Source organism: Falsiroseomonas sp. (genome assembly GCF_041690465.1).
Taxonomy (GTDB): domain Bacteria; phylum Pseudomonadota; class Alphaproteobacteria; order Acetobacterales; family Acetobacteraceae; genus Falsiroseomonas.
In genome coordinates this window covers 50,838-70,651 of record NZ_JAWLHG010000017.1, presented here as the reverse complement: position 1 = coordinate 70,651, position 19,814 = coordinate 50,838, and the positions used below count along the sequence as shown (strand labels likewise).

The following is a 19,814-nucleotide window of genomic DNA, read 5'->3' as shown; positions in this document are numbered from 1 at the left end:
CCAGTGTCGTCGTCAGTTCGGTTCGGGGATCGGTCGGATGGCGCGCCTCAGGCGAGGCCGTCGTCGCGGCGGGGATGTCGCACCAATGTGGGGGCGGGATTGCGCTGCGCCAACAGTCGGAGGCCGTCAAGAGTGGTGTCGGGGTCCGTCGTCTCGATCACGGTGGTTCCCTCGGCAAAAAGGGGGGCGAGCCCGCCGGTTGCGATCACCTTCAGCCGCCCGTCCTTCACCTCGTCGTATTCGGCGCGGATCCGCGCCACGATGCCCTCGAGCAGCCCGATATAGCCCCAGTAGATGCCGGACTGCATGGCGGCCACGGTGTTGCGCCCGACCACCGCCTGCGGCCGGCCGATGCCGATGCGCGGCAGGCGGGCAGCGGCACGGTGCAGCGCCTCGATCGAGAGGTTGATGCCGGGCGCGATCACGCCGCCGAGATAGGCGCCATCCTTGGCGACCACGTCGAAGGTGGTGGCGGTGCCGAAATCGATCACCACCAGCGGGCCCTTGTAGCGGTGATGCGCCGCCAGCGCATTCAGCAGGCGGTCGGCGCCGACCTCGTGGGGCGCGTCCACCCGGATCTCGAACCCCCAGTCGAGCGGGGCGCGCGCGATCAGTGGCTCGCAGTCGAACCATTCGCGGCAGAGGCGCCTGAGGTTGTAGAGCGCCGCCGGCACCACCGTGCCGATGGCGCAGCGCGTGATGTCCATTGGCTTCAGCCCCGCGTGCTGCAGCAGCGCGAGCAGCCAGACGGCGTATTCGTCCGAGGTCCGCTCGGCTTCCGTGCGTAGGCGCCAGCGGCCGCGCCACTCGGTGCCGTCATGCACGGCGAAGACGACGTTGGTGTTGCCTGCATCCACTGCCAGCAGCATCGCACCTCAATCCCCTCCCGCGGCCAACTCGCCGGTGGCGAACCGCCGTATTCCGCCCGCCGTCTCGAGCAGCAGGGCGCCGTCCCGGTCCAGACCCCGATACAGGCCGATGGTTTCGCCCGCGGTGGTCCGCAGCGTCAACCTCGCACCGAGCGCCGGGCCGCGGCGCTGCCAGGCTTCCAGCAACGGCCCGAGCCCTTCCCCGGCCAGGACGCGGCGCCAGCGATCCACGGTGGAAACCAGGGCAACCGCGGCATCCTCCGCATCCGGCGCCGGCGAATGGGCGGCAATGCAAGTGGTCGCCCGTCCCTCGATCGCCGGGGCGACCGCCAGGTTGGCGCCGAGGCCCAGAACCACCCATTCGATCCGGCCATCGCGGGCCGATGCCTCGCAGAGCATGCCGGCCAGCTTGGCGCCGCCCAGCAGAAGGTCGTTCGGCCATTTCAGGCGGATCGCGGCGGGATCGGGGAGAAATCGGGCCAGCGCCTCGGCCAGCGCAACGGCGCCGAGCAGCGCCCAGTGCGATGCCTCGGAGGCCGGCGCATCGGGCCGCAGCAGAAGGGAGATGTAGAGATTGCCCGCCGGGCTCTGCCAGTTGCGCCCGTCGCGGCCGCGGCCAGAGGTCTGCCGGCGTGCCATCACCGCCAGGCCATCCGGCTCCCCTGCCGCAGCCAGCCGCAGCAGGAGATCCGAGGTCGATGGCAACTCCGCCTCGACCCGCAGCCGCCAGCCCGGCGGCAGCATGGCCATTGCGTCAGCCGGCCAGGGCCGCGACGGCCACCTGCGCCGCGCCGATCAGCGCCGCCGGGAACAGGAAGAACAGCAGCGTGAGAAGGCCGGTGCCCGCCATCACCACGGTGAGGCTCGCCGGCCGCGCATCCAGCGCGCCTTCCGAGGCCGCGTCGAAATACATCACCTTGACGATGCGCAGGTAGTAGTAGCTCGCGATCACGCTGGTCAGGATGCCGATGATGGCGAGCGTCCAGTAGCCCGCCTGCACCGCCGCCAGGAACACGTAGAGCTTGCCGAAGAAGCCGGCGAGCGGCGGGATGCCGGCCATGGAGAACATGAACACCGCCATCCACAGCGCCATGCCCGGATCGGTGCGGCCGAGGCCGGCAAGGTCGTCCACCTCCTCCAGCGCGCGGCCCTGGCGGCGCATCGCGATCAGCACCGCGAAGGTGCCGAGGCTCATCACCACGTAGATCGCCATGTAGACCAGCACGCCGCGGAACCCGACATCGTTCACCACGGCAAGGCCCATTAGCGCGTAGCCGACATGGCCGATGGAAGAATAGGCCATCAGCCGCTTGATGTTGCGCTGCCCGATCGCCGCAAAGCCGCCGAGGATCATCGAGCCCGCCGAGATTAGCCACACCACCTGGCCCCATTGCGCCGCCATGTCACCGAAGGGGCCGATCAGCACATGCATCAGCAGCGTGATCGCCGCCACCTTGGGCGCGGTGGCGAAGAAGGCCGTCACCGGCGTCGGTGCTCCTTCGTAGACATCGGGCGTCCACATGTGGAACGGCACCGCCGAGATCTTGAAGGCGAGGCCGGCCAGCACGAAGACCAGGCCCACCACCACGCCGGTGGATGGCTGGCCCGAGAGCGCATCCGCCAGACGGTCGAAATTGGTGGTTCCGGCGAAGCCATAGACCAGCGACGCACCATAGAGCAGAAGCCCCGAGGCCAGCGCGCCGAGCACGAAATACTTCAGGCCCGCTTCCGCGCTGCGCGGATTGTCGCGGTCGAAAGCGGCGATGACGTAGAGCGAGAGCGACAGCAGCTCCAGCCCGATATAGACCGACATCAGGTCGTTGGCCGAAACCATGACCATCATGCCGAGCGTCGCGAACAGCAGCAGCACGCTGTATTCGAAGCGCGCCAGCCCGGACTTCTCGTTGAAGTCCAACGCCAGCACCAGGCTGAGCGCAGCGCCGAGCAGGATCAGCACCTTGGCGAAGCTGGAGAAACCATCCGCCACATACTGGCCGACGAAGGCGGTGCCCTCGCCCTGTCCCAGCACCAGCACTGCGGTGATGACCAGCGCGCCGATCACCGCCATCGAGACCGGGAAGAACGTCTCCTTCCGCGGGATGACCCCGCCAAGCAGGATCAGGAGCCCGCAGACCGCAAGCACGATCTCCGGCAGGGCGAGCGACCAGTTCATCGGCACCATGGCGTCACATCCCGGCCAGGCGTGCGGCACCGAGCGCGGCCTCATGCCGCGCCACGAGGTTCGCCACGCTCGCCTCGAAGAAGTTCAGGAAGGACGAGGGATACACCCCCATCCACAGCGTCAGCAGGATCAGCGGCGCGAAGGTGGCGTATTCGCGCGGGCTGAGATCGAGCAGCGAACGCAGGTCGTCGCGGGTGATCTTCCCGAAGGCGACGCGGCGGTAGAGGTAGAGCATGTACGCCGCGCCGAGGATCATGCCGGTCGCCGCACCCAGCGCCACCCAGGGGTTCACCTTGAAGGCCCCGACGATCACCAGCAGCTCTCCCGGGAAGTTGGCGGTGCCGGGCAGCGCGACGGAGGCCATGGTGAACAGCATGAGGACCAGCGCGTAGGCGGGCATGACCTTCGCGATGCCGCCGTATCGCGCGATCTCCCGGCTGTGCACGCGGTCGTAGAGCACGCCCACGCAGAGGAACAGCGCGCCGGAAACCACGCCATGCGCCAGCATGGTGAACAGCGCGCCCGAGAGCCCCTGCTGCGTGAAGGTGAAGATGCCGAGCGTGACGATGCCCATATGCGCCACCGAGGAGTAGGCGATCAGCTTCTTCATGTCCTCCTGCGCCAGCGCCACCAGCGAGGTATAGACGACGGCGACGACCGAGAGCGCGAAGATCAGCGGCGCGAACTCCGCCGAGGCGATCGGCAGCATCGGCAGCGAGAAGCGCAGGAACCCGTAGGCGCCCATCTTCAGCAGCACGCCCGCCAGGATGACGGAGCCCGCCGTCGGCGCCTCCACATGCGCGTCAGGCAGCCAGGTGTGCACTGGCCACATCGGCACCTTCACCGCGAAGGAGACCAGGAAGGCGAGGAAAAGCCAGAACTGCATCGCCGGCGGGAAGGCGGTCGTCATCAGTGTCGGGATGTCGGTGGTGCCGACGTGGTACCAGACCGCCAGGATCGCCAGCAGCATCAGCAGGCTGCCCGCCAGCGTGTAGAGGAAGAACTTGAAGGCGGCATAGACCCGTCGCGCGCCGCCCCACACCCCGATGATGAGGAACATCGGGATCAGCACCGCCTCGAAGAAGATGTAGAACACCACGAAGTCGAGCGCGCAGAACATGCCGACCATCATGCTTTCCAGCACCAGGAAGGCGACCATGTACTCGCGCACCCGCGTCTGCACGCTCTCCCACGAGGCCAGGATGCAGAGCGGGGTGAGCAGCGTGGACAGCAGCACGAACAGCACCGAGATGCCGTCCACGCCCATGTGGTAGGCAACGCCATACTCCGGCAGCCAGGTTGCGCGCTCGACGAACTGGAACTCGGCGCTCGACTGGTCGAACCGCGCCCAGAGGATGAGCGAGAGCGCCAGCGTGATCAGGCTGGTCCACAGCGCGGTCCAGCGCGCGTTGCGCGCCACCACCTCCTCCTCGCCGCGCACCATCAGGATGATGAAGGCGCCCGCCAGCGGCAGGAAGGTGACCAGCGAGAGGATCGGGAAACCGGCGGCGTTCATCGGGCACCGTAGAGCAGGATGGAGACGAAGAGGACGAGGCCGATGATCATCGCGAAGGCGTAGTTCGCGACCCGTCCGGTCTGGATACGCACCGCGCCGCGGGCCGCCTGCACCGCCAGCGCCGCGGCGCCGTTCGGCACCCCGTCGATCAGCCGCGCATCGCCGGTCTTCCAGAAGGCGCGCGCCAGGTGGCGCGCCGGCTGGACGAAGATGGCGTCATACAGCTCGTCGAAATACCACTTGTTGAGCAGGAAGCGGTACAGCCCCTGGAAGCGCGCAGCGAGGCGCCCCGGGATGCCCGGCGCCACCATGTAGAGCAGGTAGGCGAGCACGATACCCGCCACGCCCACCACCGTCGGCGCCAGCGGCACCCAGGCCGGTACGTCATGTGCATGGTGCAGCACTTCGTTGTGGGCGGCGGTGTGGATCGCCCCGCGCCAGAAGCTCTCCTGCAGCTCGCCGACGAAGAGCGGGTAGAACAGGTAGCCCGTCACCACCGCGCCGGCCGCCAGCACTAGTAGCGGGATCAGCATCACCGCCGGGCTTTCGTGCACATGCTCCATGGTGTGGTGGTCGGCCCGCGGCGCGCCGTGGAAGGTCAGGATCAACAGCCGCCAGGAATAGAAGGCGGTCATGAAGGCGGCCAGCAGGCCGAGCACGAAGGCATACATGCCGGGCCCGCTATGCGCCGCATAGGCAACCTCCAGCACGATGTCCTTCGAATAGTAGCCGGCGAAGAAGGGCACGCCCGCCAGCGCCAGGCTGCCGATCCACATCACGGCGTAGGTGATCGGGATCTTCCGCCAGATGCCGCCCATCCTTCGGATATCCTGCTCGTCCGACATCGCGTGGATCACGCTTCCGGCGCCGAGGAACAGCAGGGCCTTGAAGAAGGCGTGCGTGAAAAGGTGGAAGATCCCCGCCTGGTACACGCCCACGCCGATGGCGAAGAACATGTAGCCGAGCTGCGACATGGTGGAGTAGGCGATGATCCGCTTGATGTCGTTCTGCACGCAGCCGATGGTCGCCGCGACAAAGGCCGTGCTGGCACCGACGATGGCGACGATCGAGAGCGCAACCGGCGCGTATTCCATCACCGGCGACATCCGCGCCATCAGGAAGACGCCCGCGGTCACCATCGTCGCGGCATGGATCAGCGCGGAAACCGGCGTCGGCCCCTCCATCGCGTCCGGCAGCCAGGTGTGCAGGCCGAGCTGCGCCGACTTGCCGCAGGCGCCGAGGAACAGCAGCACGCCGATCACTTCCAGCGCCGGCATTCCCAGGAAGGTGATCTGCCGTGCCGCCTCGACGCCGGCGAAGATCGTCGCGAACTCCACCGACTGGAAGGTCCAGAAGGTCAGCGCCAGGCCGAGCATGAAGAACAGGTCGCCGACGCGGTTGACGATGAAGGCCTTCATCGCCGCGGCGTTCGCGCTCTCCTTCTCGTACCAGTAGCCGATCAGCAGGTAGCTCGCGAGGCCCACGCCCTCCCAGCCGAAGAACAGCTGCACGAGGTTGTCGGCCGTCACCAGCATCAGCATCATGAAGGTGAACAGCGAGAGATAGGCGAAGAAGCGCGGGATCGTCGCATCGTGCGACATGTAGCCCACGGAGTAGAGGTGGATCAGCGTGGAGATGAAGGTGACCATCGCCACCATCACCACGGAGAGCGTGTCGTAGCGTAGCGCCCAGGCCACCTCGAAGCTGCCGACGTCGATGAATGTGACGATCGGCACGACGCCCGAGGCACCATTCAGCGCGACCTCGATGAACGCTCCGATGCCGAAGACCGCGGCCATGGCCATGCAGGCGACGGTGACCCACTGCGAGGCCTTGTCGCCGAGCCAGCGGCCCAGGAACCCCGCCAGGCAGGCGCCCAGCAGGGGGAAGAAGACGGCGCCGACGTACATCGACCTAGCCCTTCAGGGTGGAGACGTCCTCCACCTCGATCGTGCCGCGGTTGCGGAAGTAGATGACCACGATGGCGAGCCCGATCGCCGCCTCGGCGGCAGCGACGGTCAGGATCAGCATCGCGAAGACCTGGCCTGTCAGATCGCCAAGCGCGGAGGAGAAGGCGACCAGGTTGAGGCTGACCGAGAGAAGGATCAGCTCCACGGACATCAGGATGACGATGACGTTCTTCCGGTTCAGGAAGATGCCGAGCACGCCCAGCGTGAACAGGATGGCACTGACCGTGAGGTAGTGCGCGAGGCCGACGGCCAGCATCTCAGTGGTGCCCCCCCCCGTTGGAGCCGTGGGCGCCGGCGTGTTCGACCTGCTTCGGCTTGGCGCCCGGCGGCGGCTCCACCGGCGGCCGCTCGACGCCGATCTCGCCCAGTCCGGCGCCGAGCGCCGGCTGGCGCAGGTTGACGCTTCCCGCGCGCGCGACCTGGCGCCCGATATCCTGCCGCTTCGAGGTGGGCTTGCCGCGCAGCGTCAGCACGATGGCGCCGATCATCGCCACCAGCAGGATCAGGCCGGAGAGCTGGAACAGCCAGACGTAGTCCGTGTAGAGGATCCGCCCGAGCGCACGCGTGTTGTCCACGCCGGCCGGCGTCGGGTTCAGGCGGAAGCCCGCCGCATCGGAGGCGAACTGCCAGGTGCCGAACACCAGCAGCAGTTCCAGCAGCAGGATCGCGCCCACGACGCCGCCGACCGGCGCGTAGCGCTGGAAGCCCTGGCGCAGCGCCGAGAAATCCACGTCGAGCATCATCACGACGAAGAGGAACAGCACCGCGACCGCGCCGACATAGACGATGACCAGGATCATCGCCAGGAACTCGGCGCCCGCGATCAGGAACAGCGCGGCGGCATTGAAGAAGGCGAGGATCAGGAACAGCACGCTGTGCACGGGGTTGCGGCTGGTCACGACCATCACCGCGCTCGCGATCAGCACCGCGGCGAAGAGATAGAAGGCGGCGGCAGCGATCATCGGTAGGGTGCGTCCAGCTCGAGCCGCTTGGCCAGCACCGCTTCCCAGCGGTCGCCGTTATCCAGCAGGCGTTCCTTGTTGTAGATCAGCTCCTCGCGCGTCTCGGTGGCGAATTCGAGGTTCGGCCCCTCAACGATCGCGTCCACCGGGCAGGCTTCCTCGCACATGCCGCAGTAGATGCACTTCGTCATGTCGATGTCGTAGCGCGTGGTGCGACGGGATCCGTCCTCGCGCGGCTCGGCCTCGATGGTGATGGCGAGCGCGGGGCAGATCGCCTCGCAGAGCTTGCAGGCGATGCAGCGCTCCTCCCCGTTCGGGTATCGGCGCAGCCCATGCTCGCCCTTGAAGCGAGGGCTGAGCGGCGCCTTCTCATGCGGATAGTTGATCGTCGCCTTGGGCTTGAAGAAGTAGCGCAGCGTCAGCGCCATGCCGGAGACGAGCTCTGCCAGCAGGAAGCTGCGCGCCACGCGGTCGAGCGTGATGGCCATATGTCAGACTCCCCCCGCCACCGGCAGCCAGCCGAACAGCTTGAGCGCTGCGGCCGTGATCACCAGCCAGACGAGGCTGAACGGCAGGAACACCTTCCACCCCAGCCGCATGAGCTGGTCGTAGCGGTAGCGCGGGAAGGTGGCGCGCACCCAGATGAAGACGAACAGGCAGAAGCAGATCTTGAAGATGAACCACAGCGGCCCGGGGATCCAGTTGAACGGCGCGATGTCCACGGGCGGCAGCCAGCCGCCGAGGAACAGGATCGTCGTCAGCGCCGACATCAGGATCATGTTCGCGTATTCGCCGAGGAAGAACAGCGCGAAGGACATGCTGCTGTATTCCACGAAGAAGCCGGCCACCAGCTCGCTCTCGCCCTCCGGCAGGTCGAAGGGCGCGCGGTTGGTCTCCGCCAGCGTGCTGATGAAGAAGATCACGAACATCGGGAAGAGCGGGATGACGAACCACATGTTCGCCTGCGCCCGCACGATCTCCGTCAGGTTCAGCGAACCCACGCAGAGCAGCACGGTGACGATCACGAAGCCCATGCTGACCTCGTAGCTCACCATCTGCGCCGCGCTGCGCAGCGCGCCGAGGAAGGCATACTTCGAGTTTGACGCCCAGCCCGCGATGATGACGCCGTAGACGCCGAGCGAGGAGATCGCGAAGAGGTAGAGGATGCCCACGTTGATGTCGGCGATCGCCCAGCCATCGTTCACCGGGATCACCGCCCAGGCCAGCATGGCCAGCATGAAGGTGATCATCGGCGCCATGATGAAAAGCGCACGCGATGCGCCGGCGGGGATGATCGTCTCCTTCATCAGCATCTTGATGGCGTCGGCGAAGGGCTGCAGCAGGCCGAAGGGACCGACCACATTCGGCCCCTTCCGCAGCTGCATCGCCGCCAGCACCTTGCGCTCCGCCCAGGTGAGATAGGCGACGCCGATCAGCAGCGGCACCAGCAGCGCCATCGCCTGCGCGACAGTGAGTGCCAGGACCCCGACCGGGGTGGCGAGGAAGCCTTCCATCGTCAGCTCACTCCGCCGCCTGCAGGGTCGGCTGTCCGCCATAGGTGCGCGCGCATTCCGCCATCACGTCCGAGGCACGCGCGATCGCGTCGGCCAGGTGGTACTGGGCGATCGGCAGCGCGAAGGGCGCGTCCGACATCTGTGCCGGGTCGCCCGCCGGACCAGCCGCGTCCTCGCAACCACGCCGCTCGAACGGCTGCGCCAGCACCGGCGCCGCCTGAGTCATCGCGGCGCGAAGCTGCGCCAGGTCGTCGAAGGGCAGGCGCAGGCCCATCGTCTCGCCCGCCGCGCGGATGATGCGCCAGTCCTCGCGCGCATCCCCCGGCGCGTGCACCGAGAGCCAGGCGCGCTGCACGCGGCCTTCGGTGTTGACGTAGGTACCGTCCTTCTCGGTGTAGGCGGCGCCGGGCAGGATCACGTCGGCGCGGCCCGCGGCGCGGTCGCCATGATGGCCCTGGTAGATCACGAACGTCTCCGCCGGGATCAGCGACGGGTCGAAGCCGTCCGCGCCGAGCAGCCACATCGCATCCACGCCGCCGCCCAGCATCGCACCGAGCGTCTTCCCCTGCGGACCCGGCAGGAAACCGAGTTCCAGCGCCCCGACCTGCCCGCCGAACAGGTGCAGAAGATTGATTCCATGCCAGTCCGGCCGCAGCGCATTCGCCGCCGCCGCCACCTGCCACGCCGCCGCGAGCACCGCGAGCCCGTCGCGCCGCGCCAGCGCGCCGCGTCCTACGATCACCATCGGGTTCTTCGCTGCCTTCAGCGTCTCCATGAAGGGATGCGAACCATCGAGCAGCGCACGCAGCACCTCCGGCCCGTCGCCGAGATGCTGGTGCGGATAGGTCAGGTCCACGCCCGCCGGCCCAATGCGTCCGATGGGGAACTTGCCCAACACCCAGCGCTTGCGGATGCGCGCATTGATCACCGGCGCTTCCTTGCGCGGATCGCTGCCGACGATCAGCAGCGCATCGGCCTGGTCGATGCCGGCGATGGTCGTGTTGAACAGGTAGAAGTCGCGCCGCGTCGCATCGATCGCCGCACCATCCTGCCGGCAATCAAGGTTCTGGGAACCGATCGCACTCATCAGCGCCTTCAGCGCAAAGGTGCTCTCCGCCTCCACCAGGTCGCCCGCCACCGCGCCGATGCGCTCCGCCGGCAGACCGCGCAGCTTCGTCGCGATGACGCGGAACGCCTCGCCCCAGCTCGCCGGCTTCAGCCTGCCGTCAACCTTCACCCAGGGCCGGTCCAGCCGCTTGCGCTTCAGCCCGTCGAACGAGAAGCGGCCGCGGTCGGCCATCCACTCCTCGTTCACGTCGTCATTGATACGCGGCAGGATGCGCAGCACCTCGGGCCCACGATTGTCGATGCGGATGTTGGTGCCCGTCGCATCCTGGACATCGATGCTGTCGGTCTTGCGCAGCTCCCAGGGCCGCGAGACGAAGGCATAGGGCCGGCTGGTCAGCGCGCCGACCGGGCAGATGTCGATCAAATTGCCGGAGAGCTCGGTCGTCAGCGCCTTCTCGACATAGGTGCCGACCTCCATCGCCTCGCCGCGGCCCGTTGCGCCGAGTTCCGGCACGCCGGCGACCTCGCTCGCGAAGCGGATGCAGCGCGTGCACTGGATGCAGCGCGTCATGATCGTCTTGATCAGCGGGCCGACATACTTGTCCTTCACCACCCGCTTTGGCTCGCGATAGCGGCTGTGGTCCATCCCGTAGGCCACGGCCTGGTCCTGCAGGTCGCACTCGCCGCCCTGGTCGCAGATCGGGCAGTCGAGCGGGTGGTTTATCAGCAGGAACTCCATGACGCCACGGCGCGCATTGCGCACCATCGGGCTGTCGGTCTTCACCACCATGCCGTCCGCAACGGGATAGGCGCAGGAGGCGATGGGCTTCGGCGCCTTCTCGACCTCGACCAGGCACATGCGGCAATTGCCGGCGACGCTCAGCCGCTCGTGGTAGCAGAAGCGCGGGATCTCCTTGCCTGCGGCCTCGCAGGCCTGCAGCACCGTCGCCCCGTTCGGGACTTCGACCTCGATGCCGTCCACGATGATCTTCGCCATGGCGCGCTACTCCGCCGCCATCGGGAGAGGCCGCGCGACGCGCCGCTTGTACTCGGCGATGCGCTCCTCCATCACCGGGCGGAAATGCCGGATCAGGCCCTGCACCGGCCAGACGCCGCCATCGGCGAGCGCGCAGATGGTGTGGCCCTCGATGCGGCGGGTGACTTCCTCGAGCAGGTCGATCTCCTCGATCTCGGCGCGGCCTTCGACCATGCGTTCCATCATGCGGCTGACCCAACCCATGCCTTCACGGCAGGGCGTGCACTGGCCGCAGCTCTCATGCTTGTAGAACTTCGACAGCCGCGCGATGGCGCGGACGATATCGGTGGACTTGTCCATCACGATCACGCCCGCGGTGCCGAGCCCGGTCTTGTGCTCGCGCAGCGCATCGAAATCCATCAGCACGTCGTCGCACACGCTCTTCGGGATCAGCGGCGTGGAGCTCCCGCCGGGGATCACGCAGAGCAGATTGTCCCAGCCGCCGCGCACGCCGCCGGCGTGGCGCTCGATGAGTTCCCGCAGCGGGATGCTCATCTCCTCTTCCACGTTGCATGGCTTGTTCACGTGCCCCTGCAGGCAGAAGATCTTGGTGCCGGAGTTCTTCGGCCGCCCGAAGCCGGCGAACCAGGCCGCACCGCGGCGGAGGATGGTCGGCACCACGGCAATGGTCTCGACGTTGTTCACCGTGGTCGGCGCGCCGTAGAGCCCGACGGCGGCGGGGAATGGCGGCTTCAGCCGCGGCATGCCTTTCTTGCCCTCGAGGCTTTCGATCAGCGCCGTCTCTTCGCCGCAGATATAGGCCCCTGCCCCGCGATGGACGTAGAGGTCGAAATCCCAGCCGCTGCCTGCGGCATTCTTCCCGAGCAGGCCGGCATCGTAGGCCTCCTGGATGGCGGCCTCCAGCACGACGCTCTCGTTGTAGTATTCGCCGCGGATGTAGATGTAGCCGGCATGCGCGCCCATCGCGAAGCCGGCGATGAGGCAGCCCTCGATCAGCGTGTGCGGATCGTGCCGGATGATGTCGCGATCCTTGCAGGTCCCGGGCTCGGACTCGTCGGCGTTGACCACGAGGTAATGCGGCCGCTCGCTCGCCTGCTTCGGCATGAAGGACCATTTCATCCCGGTCGGGAAGCCCGCGCCACCCCGGCCGCGCAGGCCGGACTGCTTCATCTCCTCGATGATCCAGTCGCGGCCCTTCTCCAGGATGCCCTTGGTCCCATCCCAGTTGCCGCGCCGCTGCGCCGCGGGCAGGCGCCAATCCTGCACGCCGTACAGGTTGGTGAAGATCCTGTCCTTGTCGGAGAGTGCCATCGGCCTATTCCCCCGCCACGTCGAGCAACGTCAGCGGGCCACCTTCCGGCGCGCTGGTCTGGCGGCCGATGGTGCTGCCCGGCTGCGGCCGCTCACCGCGCTTCAGCGCCTCAATCAGCGCGACCGTGCGGTCGTAATCGAGGTCCTCGTAGTAGTCGTCGTCCACCTGCAGCACCGGCGCGTTCACGCAGGCGCCGAGGCATTCCACCTCGGTCAGCGTGAACAGCCCGTCCGGCGAGGTGTGGCCATAGCCCTTCACGTGCCCGGCATCCTTGCAGGCCCGCAGCACGTCATCGCTGCCACGAAGCATGCAGGGCGTTGTGCCGCAGACCTGCAGGTGAAAACGGCCGATAGGGCGCGTGTTGAACATGAAGTAGAAGGTCGCGACCTCATAGACGCGGATCGGCGGCATGCCGAGCCGTGCGCCGATCACGTCCATCGCCACGCGCGGCACCCAGGCGCTGCCGGTCTGCCGCCCCATCTGCTTCTGCGCGACATAGAGCAGCGGGATCACCGCGCTGGCCTGCTTGCCCGCGGGATAGCGCGCGACGATCTTGTCGATCTGCGCGTTGCTCTCTGCGTCGAACTCGAAATGCGTCGGCTGTTCCGGGTGCTCCCGGTCGGCCGCATGCGTGGCCCCCCAGCCGCCGCCGAGCGACTGCGCGCCGTCCTTGCGGATGTCCTCGCTCACCGGTCGATCTCCCCGAAGACGATGTCGAGGCTGCCGATGATGGCGACCGCATCCGCCAGCATGTGCCCCTTGGACAGCACCTCCATCGCCTGCAGATGCGCGAAGCCGGGCGCGCGGATCTTCACGCGGTACGGCCGGTTGGTGCCGTCGGCCACCATGTACACTCCGAACTCGCCCTTCGGCGCCTCGGTCACGGTGTAGGTCGCGCCCGCCGGCACGTGGTAGCCCTCGGTATAGAGCTTGAAGTGATGGATCAGACTTTCCATCGAGCGCTTCATGTCGGCGCGCGAGGGCGGGACGATCTTGTTGTCCTGGATCTTGATCGGGCCGGGCTTCATCTGCGCCAGGCATTGCTCGACGATGCGCAGGCTCTGACGCATCTCCTGCATGCGCACCAGATAACGGTCGTAGCAGTCGCCATGCACCCCGACCGGCACGTCGAACTCGACACGGTCGTACATGTCATAGGGCTGCGACTTGCGCAGGTCCCATGCGCAGCCCGATGCGCGCAGGCAGGGGCCGGAGAACCCCCAGGCCATCGCCTGCTCCGCGGTCATCACGCCGATATCCACGGTGCGCTGCTTGAAGATGCGGTTCTGGCTCAGCAGCCCTTCGAGGTCGTCGAGGAATCTCGGGAATTGCCTGCACCAGGCGGCAATCCGGTCCTCAAGCCCCGCGGGGAGGTCGCGCGAGACACCGCCGGCTCGGAAGTAGTTGACGTGGTAGTGGCTGCCGCCGACCGCCTCGTAGAATTCCAGCAGCGGCTCGCGCTGCTCGAAGCCCCAGAGGGAAGGCGTGATGGCGCCGACATCGAGCGCATAGGTGGTGATGTTCAGCAGGTGGTTCGCGATTCGCGTGATCTCCGCGAACATCGTGCGGATCCAGCGGGCGCGATCCGGCACCTCGGCCTCGATGCCGAGCAGCCGCTCGGTCGCCAAAACGAAGCTGTGCTCCATGCACATCGGCGAGACGTAGTCCAGGCGGTCCATGTAGGGCATCGCCTGGAGATACGTCTTGTACTCCATCAGCTTCTCGGTGCCGCGATGCAGCAGGCCGATATGCGGGTCGGCGCGCTCCACCACCTCGCCCTTCATCTCCAGGATGAGGCGCAGCACGCCATGCGCCGCCGGGTGCTGCGGGCCGAAATTGATGGTGTGCGAATCCACCTCGATCGTCCGGCGCTGCAGGCCGTCTCCGGTGGCGGAGGCGAAGGCGGCGGGATCGGCGGAAGCCGCCAGCGGCCCCGCCTCGGACGCCATGGAAGAACTGCCGCTCATCGCGGACCCCCAGAGGAATCTTCTATCTGCCCGCGCTCGGCACGGGTGAGGTGCACCTTCTCGTCGCCCGGAAGCGTGGTCATCGCTTCCCAGGGCGAGAGGAAATCGAAGTTGCGGAAATCCTGCGTCAGCGCGACCGGCTCATACACCACCTGCTTGCGCGTCTCGTCGTACCGCACCTCGACATAGCCGGTCAGCGGGAAGTCCTTGCGCAGCGGGTGGCCCTCGAAGCCGTAATCGGTGAGCAGGCGACGCAGGTCGGACAGGCCCTCGAAGACGATGCCGTACATGTCCCAGGCCTCGCGCTCGAACCAGGTGGCGGTCGGCCAGATGCCGCTGACGCTCGGCACCGGTGTCGCCTCGTCGGTCGTGACGATCACGCGGATGCGCCGGTTATGCGTCAGGCTGAGCAGGTTGTAGACCACCTGGAAGCGCTCGGCGGCTTCGGGGTAGTCCACGCCGCAGAGGTCCACCAGCTGCTCGAAGGCCAGCCGCGGGTCGTCGCGCAGCAGCGTCATCAGCGGCAGCAGCCCGGCGCGCGTCGCCCGCAGCACCAGCTCCTGCCCGCGCTCGACATAGGCTTCCTCCACCGCAGGGCCGGCGGCGGTGGCGATGGCGGCACCGAGGTCCGCGAGGCTCATCCGCTCAGCCACGGAGGATGGTCCCCGTCCGGCGGATCTTCTTCTGCAACTGCAGGATCCCGTACACCAGCGCCTCCGCCGTGGGCGGGCAGCCCGGCACATAGACATCCACCGGCACGATCCGGTCGCAGCCGCGCACCACCGAATAGCTGTAGTGATAGTAGCCGCCGCCATTGGCGCAGCTGCCCATGCTGATCACCCAGCGCGGCTCGCTCATCTGGTCGTAGACCTTGCGCAGCGCAGGCGCCATCTTGTTGGTCAGCGTGCCGGCGACGATCATCACGTCGCTCTGCCGCGGCGAGCCGCGCGGGATGATGCCGAACCGGTCGAGGTCGTAGCGCGCCATGTAGGCGTGGATCATCGGCACGGCGCAGCAGGCCAGCCCGAAGGTCATCGGCCAGAGGCTGCCCGTGCGCGCCCAGTTCACCACCTTGTCCAGGTTGGCGACGACGAAGCCCTTCTCCTCCATCTCGCCGGTGATGCCCTTGATCACCGCGTCCTGCGCCGGGCCGGGGGGCAACGCCTCCCGGTTCCAGAGCATTTCGTCCCGCGCGCCCATCGGCGCGACCGCTTCGGAATTGGTAGCACTCATTGCATTCTCTCCCGGCGCCCGCCGCGCCCGAGGTTCAGGCAGCGCCCTTCGACGTCATTCCCAGTCCAGCGCGCCCTTCCGCCATTCGTAGATGAAGCCCACGGTCAGTACGCCGAGGAAGCCCATCATCGAGAGGAAGCCGAACCAGCCGATCTCGCCCAGGCTGACCGCCCAGGGGAACAGGAATGCGACCTCCAGGTCGAAGATGATGAAGAGGATCGCCACCAGGTAGAATCGCACGTCGAAGCGCCGGCGCGTGTCGTCGAACGGCTCGAAGCCGCACTCATAGGCCGAGAGCTTCTCCGGGTTCGGCTTCTGGTGCGCAGCCAACATCGCGCCGCCCACCATCGCACTGGCGATGGCCGCGGCGATCCCGAGGAAAACGAGGATCGGAAAATACTCCGCCAGCAGCGGCTGGGTCATGTGCCTGTGCTTTCGCCTTGCCGAACCAGACCCGGGATCTTGCGTCCCGCGGTGACGCAGCGCCGCGCCAAAGGCGGGCCTCCCGCGTGTTGTCCCGCAGGGCCCCGCCGATGCCGCACCGCAGCGTGGCCGGACATTAGCCGCGCCCCGCGCGCTCCGCCATAGGGGCAGGCGGCGATGAATCACAACTCGCGAGATGTGCAGCCAAAGCCGGAACGTCCAGCCCGAACGAATTAACGGTTTCAATGGGGAGATGCGCGGCGTGGCGCGAGTGACGGGGCTCGAACCCGCGACCTCCGGCGTGACAGGCCGGCGCTCTAACCAACTGAGCTACACCCGCATAGCGCGACAGGCGGCGGGAAATACGGGGGGAGGGCGGAGGTGTCAAGCGGCGGGGTGCGGCATTTCGTGGCGGGACGAAGGACAGTTTCACCGCTGGTCAGCCGCACTGCGCGGCAGCGTCGCGCAGGCCGCTCCGCCGAACGCCCTCGGGATCCGGCCCCGTCCAGGGGGTTCTTCCGCGGCTTTCCCGCAGAAGGAATGGGCGCTGACGGATTCGAACCGCCGACATCCTGTGTGTAAGACAGGCGCTCTACCGCTGAGCTAAGCGCCCCCGCACCCCTGCCCTACGCCGACCTGTCTTGCACGCCAAGAGGCCAGCTTTCAGCGCCACATGCAAAAGGGGCCGATCCTCCGCAGGATCGGCCGCCTATGCACGTCCCTCCGACCCAATGCCGGCAGGCGAAACTCAGCTCACGGCATCCTTCAGGCCCTTGCCGGCCTTGAACCGAACCGTGGTGCTGGCCGGGATCGTGATCTCCTCGCCGGTGCGTGGATTGCGACCCTTGCCGGCCTTGCGCTTCGACGTCGAGAAGGTGCCGAAGCCGACCACGCGGACCTCCTGCTGCGTCTTCAGCGCCGTCTGAATCGCCTCGAACAGCGCGTCGAGCACATCGCCCGCCTTCGCCTTCGGCAGATCGCCCGCCTCGGCGACGACGGCAACGAGATCCTGCTTGTTCATCCCACCCCCCAGCTTCCCCGCAGAAACAGGCAGACGACCCGGCCCCTTTTCACGGCGACTCTAGGCGCGCCGTTTCGGTCGCGTCAACGTGCGCCCCACCCCGATTCGCGGGGAAGGGCCGCCCCTTGCAGGCCGCTCGGGACGACGAAGACAGGCCCCCCGCCTGCGGCTGGGGTGACCCCGGCACCCTCGGTGCCGGAAACCAGCCGTCACAACGGAAAAGGGCGCCCGCCGCAAGGCGGACGCCCTTCCCGAACATCACGCTCCGCGTCAGTGCGGGCGGACAGCGGCCCCGTCGCCACCCGCGGCCGCCGGCGGCGCCTCGGGCGGCTCTTCCCAGGTGATCGGCTCCGGCTTCCGCACCAGCGCCTTGCCGATCACCTCATCCACATGGCTGACCGGGATGATGGTGAGGACCTTCTTCACGTTGTCCGGGATGTCGGCCAGGTCTTTCTCGTTGTCCTTCGGGATGAAGACCGTGGTGGTGCCGGTGCGCAGCGCCGCCAGCAGCTTCTCCTTGAGGCCGCCGATTGGCAGCACGCGGCCCCGCAGCGTGATCTCGCCCGTCATGGCGACATCCCGCCGCACCGGAATGCCGGTGAGCACCGAGACGATCGAGGTCGCCATCGCGATGCCCGCGCTCGGGCCGTCCTTCGGCGTGGCGCCCTCCGGCACGTGCAGGTGGACGTCGCGCTTCTCGAACAGGGTCGGCTTGATGCCGAAGGTCGTCGCACGCGAGCGGACATAGCTCATCGCCGCGCTGACGCTCTCCTGCATGACGTCACCAAGCTTGCCGGTCTGCTTCACGTTGCCCTTGCCGGGCACCATGACGCTCTCGATGGTCAGGATCTCGCCGCCCACCTCGGTCCAGGCCAGGCCGGTGACGACGCCCACCATGTCCTCCGCCTCGGCCTCGCCGTAGCGGAATTTCCGCACGCCGGCGAACTTCTCGAGGTTCTTGACGGTGACTGCCACCTTCTTGGCCTTCTTGGCGACGATCTCGCGCACCGCCTTGCGGGCGATGCCGGCAAGCTCGCGCTCCAGGTTGCGCACGCCCGCTTCCCGCGTGTGGTAGCGCACCATGTCGCGGATCGCCTCGTCGCTGATCGTCCACTCGCCCTTCTTCAGCCCGTTGGCCTCGTTGACCTTGGGCAGCAGGTGGCGCTTGGCGATCTCGACCTTCTCATCCTCGGTGTAGCCGGGGATGCGGATGATCTCCATGCGGTCGAGCAGCGGCTGCGGCATGCGCAGGCTGTTCGCCGTCGTGATGAACATCACGTCCGAGAGGTCGTAATCCACCTCCAGGTAGTGGTCGTTGAAGGTGCTGTTCTGCTCGGGGTCGAGCACCTCCAGCAGCGCGGCCGAGGGGTCGCCCCGCCAGTCGGCGCCGAGCTTGTCGATCTCGTCCAGCAGGAACAGCGGGTTGGAGGACTTCGCCTTCTTCATGCCCTGCACGACCTTGCCGGGCATCGAGCCGATATAGGTCCGCCGGTGGCCGCGCACCTCCGCCTCGTCCCGCACACCGCCGAGCGACATGCGCACGAAGTTCCGCCCCGTCGCCTTGGCGATGGACTTGCCGAGCGAGGTCTTGCCGACGCCGGGCGGGCCGACCAGGCACAGGATGGGGCCGCGGATCTTCTGGCTGCGCGACTGCACCGCCAGGTATTCGATGATCCGCTCCTTGACCTTCTCCAGCCCGTAATGGTCGGCGTCGAGCACCTGCTCGGCCGCGACGATGTCGTTGCGGACGCGCGTGCGCTTCTTCCAGGGGATGGAAAGGATCCAGTCAAGGTAGTTGCGCACCACCGTCGCCTCGGCGCTCATCGGCGACATGGACTTGAGCTTCTTCAGCTCCGCCATTGCCTTCTCGCGCGCTTCCTTCGACAGCTTGGTGGCCTTGATCTTGGCCTCGAGCTCCGCAGCCTCGTCCTTGCCGTCCTCGCCTTCGCCCAACTCCTTCTGGATCGCCTTGAGCTGCTCGTTCAGGTAGTACTCGCGCTGGGTCTTCTCCATCTGCCGCTTGACGCGGTTGCGGATGCGCTTCTCCACCTGCAGCACGCCGATCTCGCCTTCCATATGGGCGAAGACGCGCTCCAGCCGCGGGGCAATGCCGGCGGTCTCCAGCAGTTCCTGCTTCTCGGAGATCTTGAGGTTGAGGTGGCTCGCCACCGTATCGGCCAGCTTGGACGGATCGTCGATCTGGTTGATCGAGACCAGCACCTCCGGCGCGATCTTCTTGTTGAGCTTGATGTAGCTCTCGAACTGCGTGACGACGCTGCGCGCCAGCGCCTCCTGCTCACGCCCCTCGGACGCCTTCTCCTCCTCCATCGGGGCGGCGAAGGCCTCGAAATAGGGGTCCGTGGACTTGTAGGCAGCGATCTTCGCGCGCTTGCCGCCCTCGACCAGCACCTTAACGGTGCCGTCCGGCAGCTTCAGCAACTGCAGCACGGTGGACACCGTACCGACCTCATACAGGTCGTCGACGCCAGGGTCGTCCTGCGCGGCATTCTTCTGCGCGACGAGCAGGATCTGCTTGTCGTCGCGCATCACCGCTTCCAGGGCACGCACGGACTTCTCGCGCCCGACGAAAAGCGGGACGATCATGTGGGGGAAAACCACGATGTCGCGCAGCGGGAGCACCGGCAGGAGCTCGCCACGGCCGACTGGAACCTTCACTTCAGGCGCATTATCCGCCATCTGGACCTCGCTCGGACGATCGGTGCGGGGACGCCCACGGAGGGGCCAACGATGGCCCTCCGCCTCTTTCGGCACGGCCCCGG

Annotated in this window: 18 protein-coding genes and 2 tRNA genes; all 20 read right to left on the bottom strand. The window is 67.3% G+C overall.

Annotation, left to right across the window (positions count from 1 at the left end; translation table 11 throughout):
- Positions 1 to 47 precede the first annotated feature (47 nt).
- The 20 genes from ACESM1_RS17185 to lon all read right to left on the bottom strand — a co-directional run bounded on the left by ACESM1_RS17185 (position 48) and on the right by lon (position 19,731).
- Entirely contained in the window at positions 48 to 869 is an 822-nt protein-coding gene (locus ACESM1_RS17185; RefSeq protein WP_372622085.1) for a type III pantothenate kinase, read from the bottom strand.
- Positions 870 to 875: 6 nt separating this feature from the next.
- Complete coding sequence (locus ACESM1_RS17180; protein ID WP_372622083.1) at positions 876 to 1,619, bottom strand: biotin--[acetyl-CoA-carboxylase] ligase; 744 nt, start codon at positions 1,617 to 1,619, stop codon at positions 876 to 878.
- 4 nt (positions 1,620 to 1,623) lie between these two features.
- Positions 1,624 to 3,042: an NADH-quinone oxidoreductase subunit NuoN gene (gene nuoN / locus ACESM1_RS17175; RefSeq protein WP_372622137.1), complete on the bottom strand. Its 1,419-nt coding sequence runs from the start codon at positions 3,040 to 3,042 to the stop codon at positions 1,624 to 1,626.
- Positions 3,043 to 3,055: 13 nt separating this feature from the next.
- Entirely contained in the window at positions 3,056 to 4,567 is a 1,512-nt protein-coding gene (locus tag ACESM1_RS17170) for an NADH-quinone oxidoreductase subunit M (protein WP_372622081.1), read from the bottom strand.
- A complete protein-coding gene (nuoL, locus tag ACESM1_RS17165; RefSeq protein ID WP_372622079.1) occupies positions 4,564 to 6,477 on the bottom strand; it encodes an NADH-quinone oxidoreductase subunit L in 1,914 nt (637 codons plus the stop codon). Before nuoL ends, ACESM1_RS17170 begins: the two co-directional genes overlap by 4 nt.
- Positions 6,478 to 6,481: 4 nt before the next feature.
- Positions 6,482 to 6,793: an NADH-quinone oxidoreductase subunit NuoK gene (gene nuoK / locus ACESM1_RS17160; RefSeq protein WP_372622077.1), complete on the bottom strand. Its 312-nt coding sequence runs from the start codon at positions 6,791 to 6,793 to the stop codon at positions 6,482 to 6,484.
- Position 6,794: 1 nt separating this feature from the next.
- The gene (locus ACESM1_RS17155; protein ID WP_372622075.1) at positions 6,795 to 7,499 is read right to left on the bottom strand and encodes an NADH-quinone oxidoreductase subunit J; all 705 of its coding nucleotides are present in this window, start codon (positions 7,497 to 7,499) and stop codon (positions 6,795 to 6,797) included.
- Positions 7,496 to 7,987, bottom strand: a complete 492-nt coding sequence (gene nuoI, locus ACESM1_RS17150; RefSeq protein ID WP_372622073.1) for an NADH-quinone oxidoreductase subunit NuoI — start codon at positions 7,985 to 7,987, stop codon at positions 7,496 to 7,498. The genes ACESM1_RS17155 and nuoI overlap by 4 nt, the downstream gene beginning before the upstream one ends.
- A gap of 3 nt (positions 7,988 to 7,990) precedes the next feature.
- Complete coding sequence (nuoH, locus tag ACESM1_RS17145) at positions 7,991 to 9,013, bottom strand: NADH-quinone oxidoreductase subunit NuoH (RefSeq protein ID WP_372622071.1); 1,023 nt, start codon at positions 9,011 to 9,013, stop codon at positions 7,991 to 7,993.
- A 7-nt stretch (positions 9,014 to 9,020) separates the two neighbouring features.
- A complete protein-coding gene (gene nuoG, locus ACESM1_RS17140; RefSeq protein WP_372622070.1) occupies positions 9,021 to 11,078 on the bottom strand; it encodes an NADH-quinone oxidoreductase subunit NuoG in 2,058 nt (685 codons plus the stop codon).
- Positions 11,079 to 11,084: 6 nt separating this feature from the next.
- Positions 11,085 to 12,389 (bottom strand): NADH-quinone oxidoreductase subunit NuoF, encoded by a 1,305-nt coding sequence (nuoF, locus tag ACESM1_RS17135; protein ID WP_372622068.1) that lies wholly within the window; start codon positions 12,387 to 12,389, stop codon positions 11,085 to 11,087.
- Between the two features lie 4 nt (positions 12,390 to 12,393).
- Positions 12,394 to 12,951 carry a complex I 24 kDa subunit family protein gene (locus tag ACESM1_RS17130; protein ID WP_372622135.1) on the bottom strand — a complete coding sequence of 186 codons (558 nt, stop codon included), beginning with the start codon at positions 12,949 to 12,951 and terminating at the stop codon, positions 12,394 to 12,396.
- A 125-nt stretch (positions 12,952 to 13,076) separates the two neighbouring features.
- A complete protein-coding gene (locus ACESM1_RS17125) occupies positions 13,077 to 14,339 on the bottom strand; it encodes an NADH-quinone oxidoreductase subunit D (RefSeq protein WP_372622066.1) in 1,263 nt (420 codons plus the stop codon).
- A 14-nt stretch (positions 14,340 to 14,353) separates the two neighbouring features.
- A complete protein-coding gene (locus tag ACESM1_RS17120; protein ID WP_372622065.1) occupies positions 14,354 to 14,998 on the bottom strand; it encodes an NADH-quinone oxidoreductase subunit C in 645 nt (214 codons plus the stop codon).
- Positions 14,999 to 15,002: 4 nt separating this feature from the next.
- Entirely contained in the window at positions 15,003 to 15,557 is a 555-nt protein-coding gene (locus ACESM1_RS17115) for a NuoB/complex I 20 kDa subunit family protein (RefSeq protein WP_372622133.1), read from the bottom strand.
- A gap of 87 nt (positions 15,558 to 15,644) precedes the next feature.
- A complete protein-coding gene (locus ACESM1_RS17110; RefSeq protein ID WP_372622063.1) occupies positions 15,645 to 16,013 on the bottom strand; it encodes an NADH-quinone oxidoreductase subunit A in 369 nt (122 codons plus the stop codon).
- 263 nt (positions 16,014 to 16,276) lie between these two features.
- Positions 16,277 to 16,353, bottom strand: a tRNA-Asp gene (locus tag ACESM1_RS17105).
- A gap of 201 nt (positions 16,354 to 16,554) precedes the next feature.
- A tRNA-Val gene (locus tag ACESM1_RS17100) sits at positions 16,555 to 16,626 on the bottom strand.
- Between the two features lie 135 nt (positions 16,627 to 16,761).
- Complete coding sequence (locus ACESM1_RS17095; protein ID WP_372622061.1) at positions 16,762 to 17,034, bottom strand: HU family DNA-binding protein; 273 nt, start codon at positions 17,032 to 17,034, stop codon at positions 16,762 to 16,764.
- Positions 17,035 to 17,304: 270 nt separating this feature from the next.
- A complete protein-coding gene (gene lon, locus ACESM1_RS17090) occupies positions 17,305 to 19,731 on the bottom strand; it encodes an endopeptidase La (RefSeq protein WP_372622059.1) in 2,427 nt (808 codons plus the stop codon).
- Positions 19,732 to 19,814: the final 83 nt, after the last annotated feature.